Source organism: Cupriavidus sp. 01L43 (assembly GCF_056399925.1).
In genome coordinates this window covers 82,863-101,909 of record NZ_JBFTSH010000013.1, presented here as the reverse complement: position 1 = coordinate 101,909, position 19,047 = coordinate 82,863, and the positions used below count along the sequence as shown (strand labels likewise).

General features: G+C 66.2%; 22 protein-coding genes. 19 read left to right on the top strand and 3 right to left on the bottom strand.

Annotation, left to right across the window (positions count from 1 at the left end):
* Positions 1-113: 113 nt before the first annotated feature.
* Entirely contained in the window at positions 114-1,577 is a 1,464-nt protein-coding gene (locus AC1DP9_RS20280; RefSeq protein ID WP_477108319.1) for a glutamate synthase subunit beta, read from the top strand.
* A 346-nt stretch (positions 1,578-1,923) separates the two neighbouring features.
* On the opposite strand, the gene AC1DP9_RS20275 is transcribed toward AC1DP9_RS20280, so the two are convergent.
* From AC1DP9_RS20275 to AC1DP9_RS20265, 3 genes are all read right to left on the bottom strand, one after another.
* A complete protein-coding gene (locus tag AC1DP9_RS20275) occupies positions 1,924-2,259 on the bottom strand; it encodes a DUF1493 family protein (RefSeq protein WP_144200380.1) in 336 nt (111 codons plus the stop codon).
* Positions 2,259-2,690 (bottom strand): STM2901 family protein, encoded by a 432-nt coding sequence (locus tag AC1DP9_RS20270; RefSeq protein WP_477108318.1) that lies wholly within the window; start codon positions 2,688-2,690, stop codon positions 2,259-2,261. The genes AC1DP9_RS20275 and AC1DP9_RS20270 overlap by 1 nt, the downstream gene beginning before the upstream one ends.
* Positions 2,691-2,835: 145 nt before the next feature.
* Positions 2,836-3,360: a GNAT family N-acetyltransferase gene (locus AC1DP9_RS20265; protein ID WP_477108317.1), complete on the bottom strand. Its 525-nt coding sequence runs from the start codon at positions 3,358-3,360 to the stop codon at positions 2,836-2,838.
* A 194-nt stretch (positions 3,361-3,554) separates the two neighbouring features.
* Here AC1DP9_RS20265 and AC1DP9_RS20260 point away from each other — a divergent pair, with 194 nt between their 5' ends.
* The 18 genes from AC1DP9_RS20260 to hisA all read left to right on the top strand — a co-directional run bounded on the left by AC1DP9_RS20260 (position 3,555) and on the right by hisA (position 19,045).
* Complete coding sequence (locus AC1DP9_RS20260; protein ID WP_477108316.1) at positions 3,555-4,676, top strand: tripartite tricarboxylate transporter substrate binding protein; 1,122 nt, start codon at positions 3,555-3,557, stop codon at positions 4,674-4,676.
* 134 nt (positions 4,677-4,810) lie between these two features.
* Positions 4,811-5,662 carry an ABC transporter ATP-binding protein gene (locus AC1DP9_RS20255; protein WP_255370940.1) on the top strand — a complete coding sequence of 284 codons (852 nt, stop codon included), beginning with the start codon at positions 4,811-4,813 and terminating at the stop codon, positions 5,660-5,662.
* Positions 5,659-6,435 (top strand): lipid asymmetry maintenance ABC transporter permease subunit MlaE, encoded by a 777-nt coding sequence (mlaE, locus tag AC1DP9_RS20250; RefSeq protein WP_092299321.1) that lies wholly within the window; start codon positions 5,659-5,661, stop codon positions 6,433-6,435. Before AC1DP9_RS20255 ends, mlaE begins: the two co-directional genes overlap by 4 nt.
* 38 nt (positions 6,436-6,473) lie before the next feature.
* Positions 6,474-7,028, top strand: a complete 555-nt coding sequence (gene mlaD, locus AC1DP9_RS20245) for an outer membrane lipid asymmetry maintenance protein MlaD (protein ID WP_092299318.1) — start codon at positions 6,474-6,476, stop codon at positions 7,026-7,028.
* Entirely contained in the window at positions 7,025-7,936 is a 912-nt protein-coding gene (locus AC1DP9_RS20240; protein ID WP_477108315.1) for an MlaA family lipoprotein, read from the top strand. Before mlaD ends, AC1DP9_RS20240 begins: the two co-directional genes overlap by 4 nt.
* Positions 7,937-8,172: 236 nt before the next feature.
* Positions 8,173-8,808: an MlaC/ttg2D family ABC transporter substrate-binding protein gene (locus tag AC1DP9_RS20235; RefSeq protein WP_092299312.1), complete on the top strand. Its 636-nt coding sequence runs from the start codon at positions 8,173-8,175 to the stop codon at positions 8,806-8,808.
* A gap of 137 nt (positions 8,809-8,945) precedes the next feature.
* Positions 8,946-9,248 carry an STAS domain-containing protein gene (locus AC1DP9_RS20230; protein ID WP_441593416.1) on the top strand — a complete coding sequence of 101 codons (303 nt, stop codon included), beginning with the start codon at positions 8,946-8,948 and terminating at the stop codon, positions 9,246-9,248.
* Between the two features lie 270 nt (positions 9,249-9,518).
* A complete protein-coding gene (locus tag AC1DP9_RS20225; protein WP_092299306.1) occupies positions 9,519-10,469 on the top strand; it encodes an ABC transporter ATP-binding protein in 951 nt (316 codons plus the stop codon).
* A 74-nt stretch (positions 10,470-10,543) separates the two neighbouring features.
* On the top strand, positions 10,544-11,314 hold the full coding sequence (locus tag AC1DP9_RS20220; RefSeq protein ID WP_369823521.1) for an ABC transporter permease: 771 nt from the start codon (positions 10,544-10,546) through the stop codon (positions 11,312-11,314).
* 44 nt (positions 11,315-11,358) lie between these two features.
* A complete protein-coding gene (locus AC1DP9_RS20215) occupies positions 11,359-11,610 on the top strand; it encodes a BolA family protein (protein WP_092299300.1) in 252 nt (83 codons plus the stop codon).
* A gap of 57 nt (positions 11,611-11,667) precedes the next feature.
* Positions 11,668-12,918, top strand: coding sequence for a UDP-N-acetylglucosamine 1-carboxyvinyltransferase (murA, locus tag AC1DP9_RS20210; protein ID WP_092299297.1), 1,251 nt, complete (start codon positions 11,668-11,670; stop codon positions 12,916-12,918).
* Between the two features lie 42 nt (positions 12,919-12,960).
* Positions 12,961-13,635 carry an ATP phosphoribosyltransferase gene (gene hisG, locus AC1DP9_RS20205; RefSeq protein WP_092299294.1) on the top strand — a complete coding sequence of 225 codons (675 nt, stop codon included), beginning with the start codon at positions 12,961-12,963 and terminating at the stop codon, positions 13,633-13,635.
* A 38-nt stretch (positions 13,636-13,673) separates the two neighbouring features.
* Positions 13,674-15,011 (top strand): histidinol dehydrogenase, encoded by a 1,338-nt coding sequence (hisD, locus tag AC1DP9_RS20200; RefSeq protein ID WP_092299291.1) that lies wholly within the window; start codon positions 13,674-13,676, stop codon positions 15,009-15,011.
* Between the two features lie 39 nt (positions 15,012-15,050).
* Positions 15,051-16,151: a histidinol-phosphate transaminase gene (hisC, locus tag AC1DP9_RS20195; protein WP_092299288.1), complete on the top strand. Its 1,101-nt coding sequence runs from the start codon at positions 15,051-15,053 to the stop codon at positions 16,149-16,151.
* A gap of 7 nt (positions 16,152-16,158) precedes the next feature.
* Positions 16,159-16,746 carry an imidazoleglycerol-phosphate dehydratase HisB gene (hisB, locus tag AC1DP9_RS20190; protein ID WP_092299285.1) on the top strand — a complete coding sequence of 196 codons (588 nt, stop codon included), beginning with the start codon at positions 16,159-16,161 and terminating at the stop codon, positions 16,744-16,746.
* A 97-nt stretch (positions 16,747-16,843) separates the two neighbouring features.
* Positions 16,844-17,467 carry a YchE family NAAT transporter gene (locus tag AC1DP9_RS20185; RefSeq protein WP_092299282.1) on the top strand — a complete coding sequence of 208 codons (624 nt, stop codon included), beginning with the start codon at positions 16,844-16,846 and terminating at the stop codon, positions 17,465-17,467.
* A complete protein-coding gene (gene hisH, locus AC1DP9_RS20180; RefSeq protein WP_177219986.1) occupies positions 17,464-18,117 on the top strand; it encodes an imidazole glycerol phosphate synthase subunit HisH in 654 nt (217 codons plus the stop codon). The genes AC1DP9_RS20185 and hisH overlap by 4 nt, the downstream gene beginning before the upstream one ends.
* 184 nt (positions 18,118-18,301) lie before the next feature.
* Positions 18,302-19,045, top strand: coding sequence for a 1-(5-phosphoribosyl)-5-[(5-phosphoribosylamino)methylideneamino]imidazole-4-carboxamide isomerase (gene hisA / locus AC1DP9_RS20175; RefSeq protein ID WP_477108314.1), 744 nt, complete (start codon positions 18,302-18,304; stop codon positions 19,043-19,045).
* Positions 19,046-19,047 lie beyond the last annotated feature (2 nt).

The window sequence follows — 19,047 nt, the reverse complement described above, 5'->3', positions numbered from 1 at the left end:
ATCGGCCATCCCCACGAGACGGCGCCGCGCGGCATGCCCGCGGCGCCAACAAGATACTGACCCCACGCGAGGCCGGCCCCGCCGCCTCGCGCCAGCTAGACCAAGGACGCAACATGGGTAAGGCGACTGGCTTTCTCGAATTTCCCCGCCAGAACGAAGGCTATGAGCCGGTAGTCAAGCGTGTGAAGCACTACAAGGAGTTCGTCTTCGCGCTGTCCGACAGCGAGGCGAAGATCCAGGGTGCACGCTGCATGGACTGCGGCATCCCGTTCTGCAACAACGGCTGCCCGGTCAACAACATCATTCCGGACTTCAACGACCTGGTGTACCGCCAGGACTGGAAGATGGCCATCGAGGTCCTGCACCAGACCAACAACTTCCCCGAGTTCACGGGCCGGATCTGCCCGGCACCGTGCGAGGCAGCCTGCACGCTCGGCATCAACGAGCTGCCGGTGGGCATCAAGTCGATCGAGCACGCTATTATCGACAAGGCTTGGGAAGAGGGCTGGGTGGCGCCGCAGGTGCCCGCGCACAAGACCGGCAAGACCGTGGCCGTGGTTGGCTCGGGCCCGGCTGGCATGGCTGCCGCGCAGCAACTGGCGCGCGCCGGCCATGACGTGACGGTGTTCGAGAAGAACGACCGCATCGGCGGCCTGCTGCGCTACGGCATCCCCGACTTCAAGATGGAGAAGACGCTGATCGACCGCCGCATCGAGCAGATGCAGGCCGAAGGCGTCACGTTCCGGGCTGGCGTGATGGTGACCGAAGGCGAACTGCCCGCCGGCATCGTGAACTACGCCCGCGAGACCATCTCGGCACAGTCGCTGATGGAGCAGTTCGACGCCGTGGTGCTGGCCGGCGGCTCGGAAGTGCCGCGCGACCTGCCGGTGCCGGGCCGTGAGCTGGCCGGCGTGCACTACGCGCTGGAATTCCTGATCCCGCAGAACAAGGAAGTGGCCGGCGACGCCCTGAACGACATCCGCGCGGACGGCAAGCACGTGATCGTGATCGGCGGTGGCGATACGGGTTCCGACTGCGTCGGCACGTCGAATCGCCATGGCGCAGTGTCGGTGACCCAGTTCGAACTGCTGCCGCAGCCGCCGGACGAGGAAAACAAGCCGCTGGTGTGGCCGTACTGGCCGATCAAGCTGCGCACCTCGTCCTCCCACGACGAAGGCTGCTCGCGCGACTGGTCCGTGGCCACCAAGGAATTCATCGGCGAGAACGGCAAGATCAAGGCCCTGAAGGCCTGCCGCGTGGAGTGGAAGGACGGCCGCATGCAGGAAGTGCCGGACAGCGAGTTCGTGCTGCCGGCAGACCTGGTGCTGCTGGCCATGGGCTTCACCAACCCGGTGGGCTCGATGCTGGAAGCCTTCGGCGTGGACACGGACGCTCGCAAGAACGCCAAGGCCTCCACCGAAGGCGACCGCGCGTACTACACCAACGTGCCGAAGGTCTTCGCCGCCGGCGACGTCCGCCGCGGCCAGTCCCTCGTGGTCTGGGCCATCCGCGAAGGCCGCCAGGCCGCCCGCTCCGTCGACGCCTTCCTGATGGGCCACACGGTACTGCCGCGCTGATTGCAGGCGTTCTAGGTAAAGAGCCCGCCCGGGGTTTCTCGGGCGGGCTTTTTGTTTTGTGAACGGGGTGGACTAGAGCGTCATGGTCCACGGTACAGCGGCGGCGGCGATCGTCAGCACCGCCATCCATCTCGCCGATGCGCGTCTCGCCCGGCATGCCATGCCGCTATCGCCAGGAAGACCATGGTTGCCAGGACCGCCTCGTTGCCTGAGGCGTCCTCGATTGCGCCACGCGGAATCGAGGGGGCCATCTCGTACATCCAGCTATACGAGTTGCCCGCTAGAGCCGCCAGGAGAAGCACTCCCCAGATGCAAGAAGCTTGGGCAAGCCAGCGGATCGCGGATCTCATGGCGTTTCCCAGGCGCCCGACTCGATCGCCCGTTCCAGCATGCCGACGGTCAGCGGCATCTTTTCGTACTTCAGACGAAGCTTCCGTGAGAACGGCATGGCGAGGATCTCGAGCAGGCTGAAGCCCTCTTCGCAGAAGTAACGCTGGAACGCATAGTCGCCACGCTCGATGCCGAAGTGCGTGAGAAATTCCTCCATGAAATCAAAGGCTTCGTCGCCGGTCAGGTCCAGATCGCGCTCAAGGCTGTCGGTGCGGGAAATGCGCTGGCCTTCCGGAAGGCCGGTGCTTTGCCGGATAAAGGCAGTAACTGCCGCAAGCGTGGCGTCTGTCATTAGAAGGCCCTGTCTTCGCTTTTGACCAAACGGTTGTACTGGCCCACTGAGTTAGCAGTGATGATGGCTACGTCTCGAGCGAAGAGTGCCCAGCCGAGAACCGGAACGGAGCGGCCGACGAAAGTGCCAAGGTTTCGCGTCATGAACACTTTGAGTTGTCTGACGCTCGCATTCGTGACAGTCGGCAAGATCTTTCGCTTCAGATCGTAATTCAGGTAGGTTCGCGCGAGTTTTGAAGCCACGGAGGTTCGCGGCGTGGCCCCGTGAAATTTACCTCGCGTGGGCACCCAGTTCTGGCCCGCCAGAATCGCTCCAACAGTAGCGAAATCTTCAATCCCAAGCTGCTTGCAGGTTTCGTCGATGGTGACCAGCAGGAACAATTCTCCGGGCGAAAGGTTTTCGTGGATGCCATCGCGATAAGTGTTGCCCATACGTAGATCTCCAACTCTGTTGAGCTGGAAACCGTATCGCCACACCGCCGGTGAAGAAATCGGACTTCATCGAGTTCCCGGTCGGGCTTGCTGCACGTCAAACACGCGCGACGCGCTTGCCACCGCCCACCCTGTCAGCCTCCCGTCAGCCGCCAAACCTACGCTCCATGAGGATTGCATCTGCGCCGTAAGCGGCCAGTTTTTGGGCGTGCGGGGCGGCGTCGTGTGCGGTCAGCGGGGCGTACCCGATCCTGCGCCACCAGGCGGCGGCGGACTGTACAGCGATGAGGCGTGACGACGTCAGGCCCAGCGCGCGGGCCGGTTGTTCGGCGGCGGCGTAGAGGCGGGCGGCCAGGCCGGTGCCTTGGCCGGCGGGGGCCACGGCCATGTCGTGGATGAACCACGTGAGGAGCGCGGCGGGTGGCCAGTCGCGCGCCAGCACGCCGTCGAGCGGGGGCAGTGTGGCCTCCGGCCAGGCGTGGGTGAACAGGTAGGCGGCCAGCCGGCCTTCGGGCAGGGCGGCCACCCAGCAGGTTTCGGGCGACAGCGCGATGCGGCTGGCGAGGGCGTCGGTGGATTCGATCAGCGTGGCGGCATAGCACTGCGCCTGGACGGCGAGCACGGCGGGCAGGTCGGCGGCCAGCATCCGCCGCAGGACAATTTCAGACATCGGGCGATTATAAAAGACCCATCCATTGCGCCCTGCGATCACCCATTGGGGTCCACCCGGCTATGGTTTACGTGGTCTGTGCCGTCATCGGCATTGTTCGTAGAATGCCCAGAAAACCATAACAAGAGACTGCCTCGCAATCCCTTTCAGCCGATTTGGTGCCATGGCCTTGTGCCGTGGTCCGGAGGAAATTGATGCCAGAAGTGCGCACAATGTCGCGACTTTGGCGAGGTAAAACGAAGTTGCCAACACTCGCTGCCTCCCCGGCGGCTCCGCGCCGTTCCTGGCGGGCCGTCCTGATGCTGCCCGCCTTCCTCGGTGCGGCAGTGGCACTCGCGCAGCCTCCCGCCGGACTGGCCACCGCACAATTCGCCAGCATTCCCAATGGCAGCCGCCCCGAGTTGCTGAACCGTTCCGTGTCGTTCCCGGCGCGGCCCATCCGCATGATCGTGCCGTTCCCGGCCGGCGGCGTGGCCGATGCCACGGCGCGGTTGCTGGCCGAGCGTCTCGCGGTGCGCCTGGGCGTGCCGGTCGAGGTGGACAATCGCCCCGGCGCGGCGGGCACGATGGCCGGCGATGTCGTCGCCAAGTCCAGTTCCGATGGCCATACATTGCTGTTCCATCAGGCCAACATGCTGATCCAGCCCGGCCTGGAGCCGGTGCCCTACGACGTAGTGCGCGACTTTACGCCCGTGGCGCGCGTGGCCACGATGCCGCTGTTCCTCGTGATCGATGGGCGCCTGCCGATGCAGACGCCGCAGCAATGGGTCACGGCGGTGCGGTCGAGCCCGGGCTCCTACAGCTATGGCTACGGCCAGCCCGGCAGCCCGTCCCAGTTCTATGCCGAATACGCCGTGCGCGGCATCCCGAGCGGCGTGCCGCTGGTGACGGCCAAGGGCGAGGCTGCCGTGGTCCTCGAAATGCTCGCCGGCCGGATCAGTGCCTGCTTCTGTTCGTATACAGCCGTGCAGAACCACGTGCGCAGCGGCGCGCTGCGCCTGCTCGGCGTGACCGGCGGCCAGCGCTCGCCGCTGGCGCCACAGGTGCCCACGCTGCAGGAAGCGGGTGTGGATGGCTATGGCGCCACCGCCTGGTATGGCGTGATGGCGCCGGCCAAGACGCCGCGCGCCATCGTCGCCCGCCTGGCCACGGAGCTGGACAACGTCACCAACGAGCGCGAAGTGCGCGCGCGGCTAATGGCGTCCGGGCTCACGGCGGTGCGCGATTCGCCGGAGGCGTTCGCCACGGCCATCCGCGCCGACACCCTCCAGTGGCAGATGCTGGTGCGCCAGTCGACGCAGGGCGGGGAGCCCTGACCGGCCACTATCCGGCGATTTGTTCCATTTCGGGAACACTGTTGTCCGGACTGGAATGTAGTGGTCGCCACACAGCAACCCGCGCGTCTAGGTGGTAGCCCTTATAATGGCGCCCTGCCCAATCCGGTGCCAACGTGACCGCTACCGTACCGAACCTCCCTGCCCAGTCCCTGATCAGCCCGGACATCGTCGAACTCGCCGATGTCGATTTCGCCTATGCGGCGGGCGACAAACCGGTGCTTGCCGGCCTGTCGATGCGCTTCCCGCGCGGCAAGGTAGTGGCCGTAATGGGCGGCTCGGGCTGCGGCAAGACCACGGTCATGCGGCTGATCGGTGGCATGGTGCGCCCGTCCAGCGGGCGGGTGACCTTCAACGGCGCCGACATCGACGCCATGGACCAGTCCGGCCTCTACGCCGTGCGGCGCCAGATGGGCATGCTGTTCCAGTTTGGCGCGCTGTTCACCGACCTGTCGGTCTTCGATAATGTGGCGTTTCCGTTGCGTGAGCACACGGACCTGCCCGATTCGATGATCCGCGACCTCGTGCTGATGAAGCTCAACGCGGTGGGGCTGCGCGGCGCGCGGGACCTGATGCCCGCGCAGATCTCCGGCGGCATGGCGCGGCGGGTGGCGCTGGCGCGGGCCATCGCGCTGGACCCGGCGCTGCTGATGTATGACGAGCCGTTCGCCGGCCTCGACCCGATCTCGCTCGGCCTCACCGCCAACCTGATCCGCAGCCTCAACGACGCGCTGGGCGCCACCACGATCATCGTCTCCCATGATGTGCAGGAGACGTTCCAGATCGCCGACTACGTCTATTTCATCGCCAATGGCCGGATCGCGGCCGAGGGCGAGCCGGCCGCGCTGCGTGCCTCGACCGATCCGTTCGTGCGCCAGTTCGTCCATGCCGAGGCCGATGGCCCGGTGCCGTTCCACTACCCGGGCCCCTCGCTGGCCGAAGACTTCGCCGCCGGAGGTAGCCGTTGACCGCCTTCTTCATCAGCATCGGCGCCGCCGTGCGCAATTTCGTAGGCGGCGTCGGCCACGCCACGCGCATATTCTTCGCGCTGCTGTCGCTGTCCCCGGCGCTGCTGCGCCGGCCCCGGCTGGTCAGCGACCAGGTGTTCTTCGTCGGCAATTTGTCGCTGGTGATCATCGCCGTGTCCGGGCTGTTCGTCGGCTTCGTGCTGGGCCTGCAGGGCTATTACACGCTGAACCGCTATGGCTCCGAGCAGGCGCTCGGGCTGCTGGTGGCGCTGTCGCTGGTGCGTGAGCTGGGGCCGGTGGTCTCGGCGCTGTTGTTCGCGGGGCGTGCGGGGACGTCGCTGACGGCCGAAATCGGCCTGATGAAGGCGGGCGAGCAGCTCACCGCCATGGAAATGATGGCCGTGAACCCGTTGCAGCGCGTGATTGCGCCGCGCTTCTGGGCCGGCGTGATTGCCATGCCAGTCCTGGCGGCCATCTTCAGCGCCGTGGGCATCCTGGGCGGCTATCTGGTCGGTGTGCAGCTGATCGGGGTGGACGCCGGCGCGTTCTGGTCGCAGATGCAGGGCGGCGTGGATGTGCGCGCCGACGTGCTGAATGGCGTGATCAAGAGCTTCATTTTTGGCATCGCGGTGACGTTTATCGCCTTGTACCAGGGCTTCGAGGCCAGCCCGACGCCGGAAGGCGTCTCGCGCGCCACCACGCGTACCGTGGTGATGGCCTCGCTGGCCGTGCTGGGCCTGGATTTCCTGCTGACCGCGCTGATGTTCAGCTGACGCGGCGGCAAACGAAACGCATTCGACAAGAGACTCGCATGAAGAAAAAATCACTCGACTACTGGGTGGGGCTGTTCGTGGTGGTGGGGTTTGTCGCGCTGCTGTTCCTGGCGCTCAAGGCCGGCAACATGAGCAGCTTCTCGTTCCAGGAGACCTACTCGGTCCAGGCGCAGTTCGACAACATCGGCGGGCTGAAGGCGCGCGCGCCGGTCAAGAGCGCCGGCGTGGTGGTGGGGCGCGTGGCGTCCATCCGTTTCGATGACAAGTCCTACCTGGCTACCGTCGAGCTGAACCTGGACAAGTCGTACCAGTTTCCGAAGGACACCTCGGCCAAGATCCTGACGTCCGGCCTGCTGGGCGAGCAGTACATCGGCCTCGAGGCCGGCGGCGACACCGCCATGCTGGCCCAGGGCAGCAAGATCACGATGACCCAGTCGGCTGTTGTGCTCGAAAACCTGATCGGTCAGTTCCTGTACAACAAGGCTGCCGACGCCGGCTCCGGCGGGGGTTCCGGCTCCACGGCCGCGCCTGCCGCGCCGTCTTCCGGCGCCGCCGCGCTGCCGGCCGCACCGGGCACGGAGGGCGCGAAATGAGCCGCCGTGCCAGGCATCGGCGCCCGCGGGCGCCGGGACAACTGTGTGCCGCCGCCCTTGCCGCCCTGCTGCTGGCGGGCTGCGCCACTGGCCCCGACGCCAATCCGAAGGACCCGCTCGAACCCCTGAACCGGGGCGTGCAGACGGTCAACGAACAAGTCGACAAATACGCGCTGAAGCCGGTTGCCACGGTCTACGCGGACTACGTGCCGTCGCCGGTCCGAACCGCCGTCGGCAACTTCTTCTCGAATATGTCCGATGTCTACTCGGCGGCGAACAACCTGCTGCAGGGCAAGCCATCGCGCGCGGCGGAAGACACCATGCGGGTGGCCATCAACAGCGTGCTCGGCATTGGCGGGTTGATCGACATCGCCACGCCGGCCGGGCTGCCCAAGTACAAGGAAGACTTCGGCCAGACGCTCGGCGTGTGGGGCGTGCCGTCTGGCCCGTACCTGGTGCTGCCGCTGTTCGGCCCGAGCACCGTGCGCGACACCGGCGGCATGCTGGTGGACCGCCTGATGGACCCGTCCGCCTATATCTATCCGGTGTGGGCGCGCAATACGGCCGCCGGCGTGCGTATTGTCGATGGCCGCTCGCAGTTGATGGGCGCCTCGAACCTGATCGAGGCGGCCGCGCTGGACCGCTATGCCTTCCTGCGCGATTCCTATATGCAGCGCCGCCAGTACCTGATCTACGACGGCAACCCGCCGTCCCAGGATGACCCGGACCAGGAGGGCGCTTCACCGGCCAGCCCGGCGAGCCCGACCGCCCCGTCCGACGCGGCGCCGGCCCAGGACAAGCCCGCGAGCGAAGCCCCGGCCGACCAGGGCACCCAGCCGGCCCAGTCGATGCCGCTGCCGGCCCCGAACCTGATCGGCCCAGGCGGTGCATTGCGCTTCGGCCGGTAATTGATTAGCCAGCCCAGTGCTGGCAAGGGTTCGCGGCGACTGTGCCAGCGCTGTGAGCCCTGCAACAAAGTGTTTTAAAGCGGCGCAATAGACGCTCGGATGCTAAGCGTTTCCAGAGCGCCTATGTTTCAATGAATGCGCGGTCTGGCAGCCCCACGCCTGCCGCGCTGGTTACCTGGGCACCTGACGTTGTGCGTTGGCCGACGCGAAGCCCTTGATAGATAAGGATATTTACGATGCTGAAGCGACTGTTGGTCCCCTTTGTTTCTGTCTTCACCGTGCTGGCTTTCACCGGCACCGCACAGGCCCAGCAGGCCACGGACACGTCCTCGCCGGACGCGCTGGTCAAGACCGTGGTGAACGAGGTCATGGCCACCGTGCGGTCAGACAAGGACATGCAGGCCGGCAACCTCGGCAAGATCACGGCGCTGGTCGAGCAGAAGATCCTGCCGAACGCCAACTTCGGCAAAACCACGCAGATCGCCATGGGCCGCAACTGGTCGAAGGCCACGCCGGAACAGCAGAAGATCATTACCGATGAGTTCAAGACGCTGCTGATCCGTACGTATGCCGGCGCCATCGCCCAGATCCGCGACCAGCAGGTGCAGTTCCGCCCGTACCGCGGCACGGCCGAGGACACCGACGCCACGATCCGCACGCAGGTCATCAACAAGGGTGAGCCGATCCAGATGGATTACCGCCTTGAGAAGACGCCGCAGGGCTGGAAGGTTTACGACATCAATGTGCTCGGCGCGTGGCTGACCGAAGCCTACAAGGGCAGCTTCAACACGATCGTGACGCAGCAGGGCGTGGACGGTGTCATCAAGACCCTGCAGGACCGCAATCGCCAGCTGGCCAACGCCAAGAGCTGATGCGGAATCTGGTTGCGGCGCAGCACGCCGCAGCCATTCCGGTCTACAATGGCCGCTCGGCGCCGACCTGTTTCTCGTAGAAATATGCGTGGGCGCCGGGTCTCCAAACCTCTGTTTTCCCTTCTTCGATCGATCTGATGCCTGCGCTCGGCACTTCGCTGACCAACCGCAACGCCGCCGCCGTGCTGCGTGAGGGGCTGTCGCGCGTGTCCCAGGGCGACGTGGCCATCGATTGCAGCGCACTGGCGCAGGTCGATTCGGCTGCCGTGGCCGTGCTGCTGGCGTGGCAACGCGCCGCCGCCGCACAGGGTCAGACGCTGGCGCTGCATGGCGTGCCGCCACAGCTGGCCTCGCTGGCCACGCTCTACGGGGTGGACAGCCTGCTGGGCCTGCCGCCCGCGCCGATCTCCCACCCGGAACACCACCACCACCGACATTGAACCGGCATCCATGGCTGCGCGTGATTGGCGCGGCCGATGCGATGCCCCGGCGTCAGGCTGCGGCCGGCGCCGCGTCGGAACGGTAGCGGGGCCAGTCGGGCCAAAGCGAGACACCCCCCGCATCCCCTATAATTCCGGGTTGTTCGTCCCCAAGTCGCCCCCAAGTGTCCTGATACGGCTCCACCAGGTGCTGCGCGGCTAACCTCAAGGACGTCCCCCCAAACTCCAGTGAGGCGGCCCGCCCAGGCGCCACTCACAAGACCATCGGCCATGAAAGCCATCGAAATTACCGATGTCCGCAAGCGCTACCGCAACCTGCAGGCGCTCAAGGGTGTCAGTTTCACCGTCGAGCGCGGCGAGTTCTTCGGCCTGCTCGGTCCCAACGGTGCCGGCAAGACCACGCTGATCTCGATCCTCGCGGGCCTGAACCGCGCCGATTCGGGTCGCGTGAGCGTGCTCGGGCACGATGTGGTGGACGACTACCGCATGGCGCGCCGCATGCTCGGCGTGGTGCCCCAGGAACTGGTTTTCGATCCGTTTTTCACGGTTCGGGAGACGTTGCGGCTGCAATCGGGCTATTTCGGCCTGACGCGCAACGACGACTGGATCGACGAAATCATGGCCAACCTGGACCTCACCAGCAAGGCGGACGCCAACATGCGCCAGTTGTCCGGCGGCATGAAGCGGCGCGTGCTGGTGGCGCAGGCGCTGGTACACCGGCCGCCCGTGATCGTGCTCGATGAACCGACCGCCGGCGTGGACGTGGAGCTGCGCCAGACGCTCTGGAAGTTCATCTCGCGCCTGAACAAGGAAGGCCACACGATCATCCTGACGACGCACTACCTCGAGGAAGCCGAGGCGCTGTGCGATCGCATCGCCATGTTGAAGTTCGGCGAGGTGGTGGCGCTGGACCGCACCAGCAGCCTGCTGACCCAGTTCGCGGGGCTGCAACTGGTGCTCACGCTGTCGCGCGGCACGCTGCCGCCGGCGCTGGAGGCGCTGCGCACCCCGTCCAACCCCGGGGAGCGCGCCCACCGGCTGCGGCTGTCCGGCTATGAAGCCGTCGAACCGATCCTGGCCGCGCTGCGCGAGGCTGGCTGCGAAGTGGAAGACATGGAAATCAGCAAGGCCGACCTCGAAGACGTGTTCGTCCAGATCATGCGCCGAGAAGGTCACATGCCGGGCGCGGTGCCCGATGCGTCGCTGGAGGCCGCGGCATGAACCAACCCATCGAGCATCTGGACAATCGCGCCTCGGAGGCGTCCGACCTGACCGAGAAGGCCCGGCTCGACACCATGGCCGTGGGCGGCTTCGTCGGCTTCCGCACGCTGCTCTATAAGGAAGTGCTGCGTTTCTGGAAAGTGGCGTTCCAGACCGTGGCCGCGCCGGTGCTGACCGCCGTGCTGTACCTGCTGATCTTCGGCCATGTGCTGGAAGACCGCGTGCGGGTGTACGACCAGATCAGCTATACCGCTTTCCTGGTGCCGGGGCTGGTGATGATGAGCATTCTCCAGAATGCGTTTGCGAACAGTTCGTCGTCGCTGATCCAGTCCAAGATCACCGGAAACCTTGTATTCATCATGCTGCCGCCGCTTTCCCACTGGGAGATGTACGGCGCCTACGTGGCGGCGTCGGTCATCCGTGGCCTGAGCGTGGGGCTGGGCGTGCTGCTGGTGACGGCGTGGTTCGCGAACCTGCATGTGTACAACGTCGGCTGGATCCTGGTCTTCGCGCTGGCCGGGGCCGGCATTCTCGGCACGCTGGGGCTGGTGGCGGGCATCTGGGCCGAAAAGTTCGACCAGCTGGCCACGTTTCAGAATTTTCTGATCATGCCGGCGACATTCCTGTCCGGCGTGTTCTATTCGATTCACTCGCTGCCGCCGTTCTGGCGGGCGGTGTCGCACGCCAACCCGTTCTTCTACATGATCGACGGGTTCCGCTACGGCTTCTTCGGCGTATCGGACGTGCCGCCGCTGCAGAGCCTGGCCGTGGTGGCCGTGTCGTTCGCGGTGCTGGCCGGGCTGGCGCTGCGGATGCTCAGCACCGGCTACAAGCTGCGCCACTGACGCTACCCCCTCACGCGATCGACACAAATTCACAAGAGACAGACATGCTGCCTACACCGGAACAAGTCAGGGAATACATTGCCCAAGGGTTGCCCTGCGACCATCTGGAAGTGGAAGGCGACGGCCAGCACTTCTTCGCCACCATCGTCAGCGCCGAGTTCGACGGCAAGCGCCTGATCCAGCGGCACCAGCGCGTCTACGCGGCGCTGGGCGACCGTATGCGCGCCGAGATCCATGCGCTGTCGATGAAGACGCTGACCCCGGCCGAATGGAAGTCCGGGTCGGGCGCCGCCTGATGTCCGTCCAGGGACGCATCACGCCGCCTAACGCTGCATAACGAATACCGACACAACATGGACAAATTCCAGATCGAGGGCAACGGCCCGCTCAAAGGCGAGATCCGGGTTTCCGGCGCCAAGAATGCGGCGCTGCCGATCCTGTGCGCCAGCCTGCTGACCGCCGATGCCATCACCATCGACAACGTGCCGAACCTGCAGGACACGCGCACGATGCTCAAGCTGCTGCGCCAGATGGGCACCCGGGCCGACATTGACGGCGCCACGGCCACGCTGGCCGCCGCCGACATCAACGCGCCCGAGGCCCCGTACGAGTTGGTGAAAACCATGCGCGCGTCGATCCTCGTGCTGGGGCCGCTGGTGGCGCGCTTCGGCGAGGCCCGCGTCTCCCTGCCGGGCGGCTGCGGCATCGGCGCACGGCCGGTGGACCAGCACATCAAGGGCCTGCAGGCGATGGGCGCCGACATCACCATCGAGCACGGCTTCATCCACGCCCGCGCCAGCCGCCTGAAGGGCGCGCGCGTGGTGACGGACATGATCACCGTGACCGGCACCGAGAACCTGCTGATGGCCGCCACGCTGGCCGAGGGCGAGACCGTCCTCGAAAATGCCGCGCGCGAGCCCGAGGTGACCGATCTGGCCAACCTGCTGGTGAAGATGGGGGCCAAGATCGACGGCATCGGCACCGACCGCCTGGTGGTGCAGGGCGTGGACCGCCTGCACGGCGCGCGCCATGCCGTGGTGGCCGACCGCATCGAGGCCGGCACCTTCCTCTGCGCGGCCGCGGCCACGCTGGGCGACGTGACGCTGCGCGACATCCCGCCGACCATCCTGGACGCCGTGCTGATCAAGCTGCGCGAAGCCGGCGCCACGATCGAGACCGGCGACGACTGGATCCGCCTGGCCATGCCGCGCCGCGCGCAGGCCGTGAGCTTCCGCACCTCGGAATATCCGGCCTTCCCGACCGACATGCAGGCCCAGTTCATGGCGCTCAACGCCGTGGCCGAAGGCACCGCGCGGATCACCGAGACGATCTTCGAGAACCGCTTCATGCACGTGCAGGAACTGAATCGCCTGGGCGCCAACATCACCGCCGAAGGCAACACGGCCGTGGTGACCGGCGTGCCGCGCCTGTCCGGCGCGAGCGTGATGGCGACCGACCTGCGCGCCTCGGCCGGGCTGGTGATTGGTGGCCTGGTGGCCGATGGCGAGACCGTCATCGACCGCATCTACCATCTGGACCGCGGCTACGACCGCATGGAAGCCAAGCTGTCGGCCGTGGGCGCGAAGATCCGCCGCATTGCCTGAGACGGCCCCTGAAACACTGCACGACGAATTGAAGAACGTACGATGAGCCCAGCTTTCAACGCCTCGCCCGACCAGCTTACGCTGGCGCTGTCCAAGGGCCGCATCTTCTCCGAGACGCTGCCGCTGCTGGCGGCCGCCGGCATCCACGTGACCGAGGACCCGGAGACGTCGCGCAAGCTGATCCTGCCGACGTCGGACCCGGCGGTGCGCGTGATCATCGTGCGCGCCTCGGATGTGCCGACCTACGTGCAGTACGGCGCGGCGGACTTCGGCGTGGCGGGCAAGGACGTGCTGATGGAAACCGGCATGACCGGGCTGTACGCGCCGATCGACCTGAATATCGCCCGCTGCCGCATGTCGGTGGCGGTGCCGGCCGGCTTCGACTACGCCAACGCGGTGCGCCAGGGCGCGCGGCTGGCCGTGGCCACCAAGTATGTGCAGACCGCGCGCGAGCACTTCGCCAAGAAGGGCGTGCACGTCGACCTGATCAAGCTGTACGGCTCGATGGAGCTGGGCCCGCTGGTGGGCCTGTCCGACGCCATCGTCGACCTGGTGAGCACTGGCGGCACGCTGCGCGCCAACAACCTCGTCGAAGTGGAAGAGATCGTGCAGATTTCGTCGCGGCTGGTGGTCAACCAGGCCGCGCTCAAGCTCAAGCGGGAACGGCTCACGCCGATTCTCGAAGCATTTGAACGGGCCTCGGCGGCACTCGCCTGAGGCATTGCCGCACCCGGGGACCCGTGAGGAAGGAAGTCATGACCGAAAGCGAAATGGATAACCTGTCGATACGCCGGCTGGACGCGGCGGAGCCGGGCTTCGCGCACGCGCTGCGCCAGGTGCTGGCGTTCGAGGCGTCCGAGGACGAGGCCATCGACCGTGCCGCGGCCGAGATCCTGGCCGATGTGCGCCAGCGCGGCGACGAGGCCGTGCTCGAATACACGCGCCGCTTCGACCGCCTGGAGGCGGCCTCGATGGGCGCGCTGGAACTGTCGCAATCCGAACTGGAAGCGGCGCTGGAAGATCTGGAGCCGAAGCGCCGCGCCGCGCTGGAGGCCGCCGCCGCGCGCGTGCGGGCCTACCACGAGAAGCAGAAGATCGAATGCGGCAGCCATAGCTGGGAATACACCGAGGCCGACGGCACGATGCTGGGCCAGAAGGTGACCCCGCTGGACCGCGTGGGCCTGTACGTGCCGGGCGGCAAGGCCGCGTATCCGTCGTCGGTGCTGATGAACGCCATTCCGGCCCGCGTGGCCGGCGTGAAGGAAGTGGTCATGGTCGTGCCCACGCCCGGCGGCGTGCGCAACGAACTGGTGCTGGCCGCCGCGCAGATCGCCGGCGTGGACCGCGTGTTCACGATCGGCGGCGCCCAGGCCGTGGGCGCGCTGGCCTACGGCACGGCTACGCTGCCGCAGGTGGACAAGATCGTCGGCCCGGGCAATGCCTACGTGGCGGCGGCCAAGCGTCGCGTGTTCGGCACGGTCGGCATCGACATGATCGCCGGGCCGTCCGAGATCCTGGTGATCTGCGACGGCACCACTGACCCGGACTGGGTGGCGATGGACCTGTTCTCGCAGGCCGAGCACGACGAGCTGGCGCAGTCGATCCTGCTGTGCCCGGACGCCGACTACCTGAACCGCGTGGAGGCGAGCATCCGCCGCCAGCTGCCGACCATGCCGCGCCGCGAGGTGATCCATGCCTCCCTGACGGGCCGGGGCGCGCTGATCAAGGTGCGCGATATGGAAGAGGCGTGCGAGATCGCCAACGCCATCGCCCCGGAACACCTGGAGATCTCCGCCGAGAATCCGCGCCAGTGGAGCGAGAAGATCCGCCACGCCGGCGCCATCTTCCTGGGCCGCTATACCAGCGAGTCGCTGGGCGACTACTGCGCGGGCCCGAACCACGTGCTGCCGACCTCGCGCACGGCGCGCTTCTCGTCGCCGCTGGGCGTGTACGACTTCCAGAAGCGCTCGAGCCTGATCGAGGTCAGCGAAGCCGGCGCCCAGATGCTGGGCCAGATCGCCGCCGAACTCGCCTATGGCGAGGGCCTCCAGGCCCACGCCCGCAGTGCGGAATACCGTTTCAAGCGCGGCTGATGTCAGCGCGCGCAACGCTTTGAACCAAAAGGACTTTTCATGTCGGCCGTAGACCCTTCCCTGATCGAACGCATCATCCGTGACGACGTACGCGCCATGGGCGCCTACCACGTGGCGGACTCGCACGGTCTGGTGAAGCTGGACGCCATGGAGAATCCGTACCGCCTGCCGCCCGTGCTGCGCGACCAGCTGGCCGCGCGGCTCGGCGAGGTGGCGCTGAACCGCTACCCGGTGCCGAGCAGCGAGGCGCTGCGCGCCCGGCTGCGCGACGTCATGGACGTGCCGGCCGGCATGGACGTGCTGCTGGGCAACGGTTCGGACGAGATCATCAGCATGCTGTCGCTGGCCGCCGCGCGCCCCGGCGCCAAGGTGCTGGCCCCGGTGCCCGGTTTCGTCATGTATGCGATGTCGGCGCAGTTCGCCGGGCTGGCGTTCGTCGGCGTGCCGCTGCGCGCCGATTTCACGCTGGACCGGGCCGCGATGCTGGCCGCCATGGCCGAGCACAAGCCGGCCATCATCTATCTCGCCTACCCGAACAACCCCACCGGCAACCTGTTCGATGCGGCCGACATGGAGGCCATCGTCCGTGCCGCCCAGGGCGAGGTCTGCCACAGCCTGGTGGTGGTGGACGAGGCCTACCAGCCGTTCGCCCAGGAAAGCTGGATGCCGCGCCTGACCGAATTCGGCAACCTGCTGGTCATGCGCACGGTGTCGAAGCTGGGCCTGGCCGGGATCCGCCTCGGCTACGTGGCCGGCGCGCCCGAGTGGCTGGCGCAGCTGGACAAGGTGCGCCCGCCGTACAACGTCAACGTGCTGACCGAGGCCACCGCGCTGTTCGCGCTCGAACATGTGGATGTGCTCGACGAGCAGGCGGCCCAGCTGCGTGCCGAGCGCGGCCGGCTGGCCGAGGCCATGGCCGCCCAGCCGGGCGTGACGGTGTTCCCGAGCGCCGCCAACTTCCTGTTGATCCGCGTGACGGATGCAGCACAGACGTTCGACCGACTGCTCGCGCGGAAGGTATTGATCAAGAACGTGAGTAAAATGCACGCATTGCTGGCCAACTGTCTGCGCGTGACGGTCAGCACACCCGAAGAAAACGCGCAGTTTCTTGAAGCATTTGCTGCTTCATTGCAGGATTAATCCCACCATGCGTGTAGCAGAGGTCACCCGCGATACCTCGGAAACGCAGATCCGCGTTTCGCTGAATCTTGATGGCACCGGTCGCCAGAAGCTGGCCACCGGCGTGCCGTTCCTCGACCACATGCTGGACCAGATCGCCCGCCATGGCATGGTCGACCTCGAGGTCGAGGCCCGTGGCGACCTGCATATCGACGACCACCATACGGTGGAAGACGTCGGCATCACGCTCGGCCAGGCCGTGGCCAAGGCGATCGGCGACAAGAAGGGCATCACCCGCTACGGCCACAGCTATGTGCCGCTGGATGAGTGCCTGTCGCGCGTGGTGATCGACTTCTCGGGCCGCCCGGGCCTGGAATTCCACGTGCCGTTCACCCGTGCCCGCGTGGGCAGCTTCGACGTGGACCTGACCATCGAATTTTTCCGAGGTTTCGTCAATCACGCCGGCGTGACGCTCCATATCGACAACCTGCGCGGCATCAATGCCCACCATCAATGCGAAACGGTGTTCAAAGCCTTCGGGCGGGCCCTGCGCATGGCGGTGGAGCTTGACCCGCGCGCGGGCAACACGATTCCATCGACAAAAGGGACGCTTTAAGGCATAAGGCGAGGGGCCCGCTGCCGGGCCCGACCCGAACCTGCAGGCGTGCCGGCCGGTTGCGGCGCCCGCTGACGCTCACCCGACCCCGCAACCGATGGATACGCTCAAGTCCTTTATCTCGCTGCTGGCGCTGATCAATCCGATCGGGGCGATCCCGTTCTTCATCAGCCTGACCAGTCAGCAGACGGAAGCGGAAAAGCTGCGTACCATCAAGACGGCGTCGATGTCGGTGGCGATCGTGGTGGCGGTTTCGGCGCTGCTGGGGCAGCAGATCATCGAGTTCTTCAATATCTCGGTGGCGTCGCTGCAGGTGGGTGGCGGGCTGATCATGATCATGATGGCCATGAACATGCTGAACGCGCAGACCAGCCGCACCAAGGCCACGCCCGAGGAAGAGGACGAGGCTGACGCCAAGGCCAGCATCGCGGTGGTGCCGCTGGCGATTCCGCTGCTGACCGGGCCAGGGTCCATCAGCACGGTGATCGTCTATGCCGGCAAGTCCGCGCACTGGTGGCAGTCGCTGGTGCTGGTGGGGATTGGCGTGTTGCTGGGGGCCGTGGTGTACCTGACGTTCCGCGCGGCGGACCCCATCGCACGGGTGATGGGGCGCACCGGAATCAATATTGGCACGCGTCTGATGGGTTTGATCCTGTCGGCGCTGGCCGTCGAGTTCATTGTGGACGGGCTGAAGACATTGTTGCCTGTTTTGAAATCATGACTACCATAGCAATTGTGGATTACGGCATGGGCAACCTGCGCTCGGTGGCGCAGGCGTTGCGCGCCGCGGCACCGGAAGCGGATGTCCAGGTGGTGGATCGGCCCGAGGCCATCCGCGCGGCGGACCGCGTGGTGCTGCCGGGGCAGGGCGCCATGCCTGACTGCATGGGCGCGCTGGGCGCATCCGGGTTGCAGGAGGCCGTGCTGGAGGCGGCCGCGAGCAAGCCGATGCTCGGCGTGTGCGTTGGCGAACAGATGCTGTTCGACCGTAGCACCGAAAGTCGCACTGGCAACGCGGCCACGCCGTGCCTGGCACTGATGCCGGGCGAAGTGGTCCGTTTCGAGCTGGAAGGGCTGACGCAGCCCGACGGCTCGCGCTTCAAGGTGCCGCAAATGGGCTGGAACCGCGTGCGGCAGTCGCGCGCGCACCCGCTCTGGCAGGGCATTCCGGACGATAGCTGGTTCTATTTCGTCCACAGTTACTATGTGCGCGCGCAGGATGCGTCGCACATCGCGGGCGAAACCGACTACGGCGGCGTGTTTACCAGCGCGGTGGCACGCGATAATATTTTCGCCACGCAGTTCCACCCGGAGAAGAGCGCCGCGATGGGTTTGCAGCTTTACCGGAATTTCGTGCACTGGAATCCGTAACGCGCCGAGAAGCGCGTGAGAAGCACCCGAGAACCGAAGCGCCCCGATACTGACCAGCGATCGTTCAGAGCCACCGACCAGACTGCGCATCCAACTGCCAAACTGACATGACCTGAGCCCACCGGCGCTCGCGCCGGCATCGCTGCCTTTTTCCTTTTACACAACCACCACGCTCGTCACGCTTATGTTGCTCATTCCGGCCATCGACCTGAAGGACGGTCAGTGTGTACGCCTCAAACAAGGCGACATGGACCAGGCCACCGTCTTTTCCGAAGATCCCGCCGCCATGGCACGTCACTGGGTCAACCAGGGCGCGCGTCGCCTGCATCTGGTCGACCTCAACGGCGCATTTGTCGGCAAGCCCCGCAACGAGGCCGCCATCAAGGCCATCATCGCCGAGGTGGGTGGCGAGATCCCCGTCCAGCTGGGCGGCGGTATCCGCGACCTCAACACCATCGAGCGCTGGCTCGATGACGGGCTGTCGTACGTCATCATCGGCACCGCGGCGGTCAAGAACCCCGGCTTCCTGAAGGACGCCTGCTCGGCCTTCGGCGGCCACATCATCGTCGGCCTCGATGCCAAGGACGGCAAGGTCGCCACCGACGGCTGGAGCAAGCTGACCGGCCACGAAGTGGCGGATCTGGCACGCAAGTACGAGGATTACGGCGTCGAAGCCATCATCTACACCGATATCGGCCGCGACGGCATGCTGCAGGGCATCAATATCGACGCCACGGTGAAGCTGGCCCAGTCGATGTCGATCCCGGTGATCGCCAGCGGCGGGCTGTCCAACCTGACCGACATCGAGCAACTGTGCGCGGTGGAGCGCGAAGGCGTGGAAGGCGTGATCTGCGGCCGTGCCATCTACTCGGGCGACCTCAACTTCACCGAGGCGCAGGCGCGCGCGGACAAGCTGGGCGAAGAGTAAGC

Excerpts from the sequence above, each read along its gene's own strand:
- AC1DP9_RS20280 (WP_477108319.1), top strand. The coding sequence starts at position 114 with ATGGGTAAGGCGACTGGCTTTCTCGAATTTCCCCGCCAGAACGAAGGC.
- AC1DP9_RS20275 (WP_144200380.1), bottom strand. The coding sequence starts at position 2,259 with ATGACAGACGCCACGCTTGCGGCAGTTACTGCCTTTATCCGGCAAAGC.
- AC1DP9_RS20270 (WP_477108318.1), bottom strand. The coding sequence starts at position 2,690 with ATGGGCAACACTTATCGCGATGGCATCCACGAAAACCTTTCGCCCGGA.
- AC1DP9_RS20265 (WP_477108317.1), bottom strand. The coding sequence starts at position 3,360 with ATGTCTGAAATTGTCCTGCGGCGGATGCTGGCCGCCGACCTGCCCGCC.
- AC1DP9_RS20260 (WP_477108316.1), top strand. The coding sequence starts at position 3,555 with ATGCCAGAAGTGCGCACAATGTCGCGACTTTGGCGAGGTAAAACGAAG.
- mlaD (WP_092299318.1), top strand. The coding sequence starts at position 6,474 with ATGAAGAAAAAATCACTCGACTACTGGGTGGGGCTGTTCGTGGTGGTG.
- AC1DP9_RS20240 (WP_477108315.1), top strand. The coding sequence starts at position 7,025 with ATGAGCCGCCGTGCCAGGCATCGGCGCCCGCGGGCGCCGGGACAACTG.
- AC1DP9_RS20235 (WP_092299312.1), top strand. The coding sequence starts at position 8,173 with ATGCTGAAGCGACTGTTGGTCCCCTTTGTTTCTGTCTTCACCGTGCTG.
- AC1DP9_RS20230 (WP_441593416.1), top strand. The coding sequence starts at position 8,946 with ATGCCTGCGCTCGGCACTTCGCTGACCAACCGCAACGCCGCCGCCGTG.
- AC1DP9_RS20225 (WP_092299306.1), top strand. The coding sequence starts at position 9,519 with ATGAAAGCCATCGAAATTACCGATGTCCGCAAGCGCTACCGCAACCTG.
- AC1DP9_RS20220 (WP_369823521.1), top strand. The coding sequence starts at position 10,544 with ATGGCCGTGGGCGGCTTCGTCGGCTTCCGCACGCTGCTCTATAAGGAA.
- AC1DP9_RS20215 (WP_092299300.1), top strand. The coding sequence starts at position 11,359 with ATGCTGCCTACACCGGAACAAGTCAGGGAATACATTGCCCAAGGGTTG.
- murA (WP_092299297.1), top strand. The coding sequence starts at position 11,668 with ATGGACAAATTCCAGATCGAGGGCAACGGCCCGCTCAAAGGCGAGATC.
- hisG (WP_092299294.1), top strand. The coding sequence starts at position 12,961 with ATGAGCCCAGCTTTCAACGCCTCGCCCGACCAGCTTACGCTGGCGCTG.
- hisD (WP_092299291.1), top strand. The coding sequence starts at position 13,674 with ATGACCGAAAGCGAAATGGATAACCTGTCGATACGCCGGCTGGACGCG.
- hisC (WP_092299288.1), top strand. The coding sequence starts at position 15,051 with ATGTCGGCCGTAGACCCTTCCCTGATCGAACGCATCATCCGTGACGAC.
- hisB (WP_092299285.1), top strand. The coding sequence starts at position 16,159 with ATGCGTGTAGCAGAGGTCACCCGCGATACCTCGGAAACGCAGATCCGC.
- AC1DP9_RS20185 (WP_092299282.1), top strand. The coding sequence starts at position 16,844 with ATGGATACGCTCAAGTCCTTTATCTCGCTGCTGGCGCTGATCAATCCG.
- hisH (WP_177219986.1), top strand. The coding sequence starts at position 17,464 with ATGACTACCATAGCAATTGTGGATTACGGCATGGGCAACCTGCGCTCG.
- hisA (WP_477108314.1), top strand. The coding sequence starts at position 18,302 with ATGTTGCTCATTCCGGCCATCGACCTGAAGGACGGTCAGTGTGTACGC.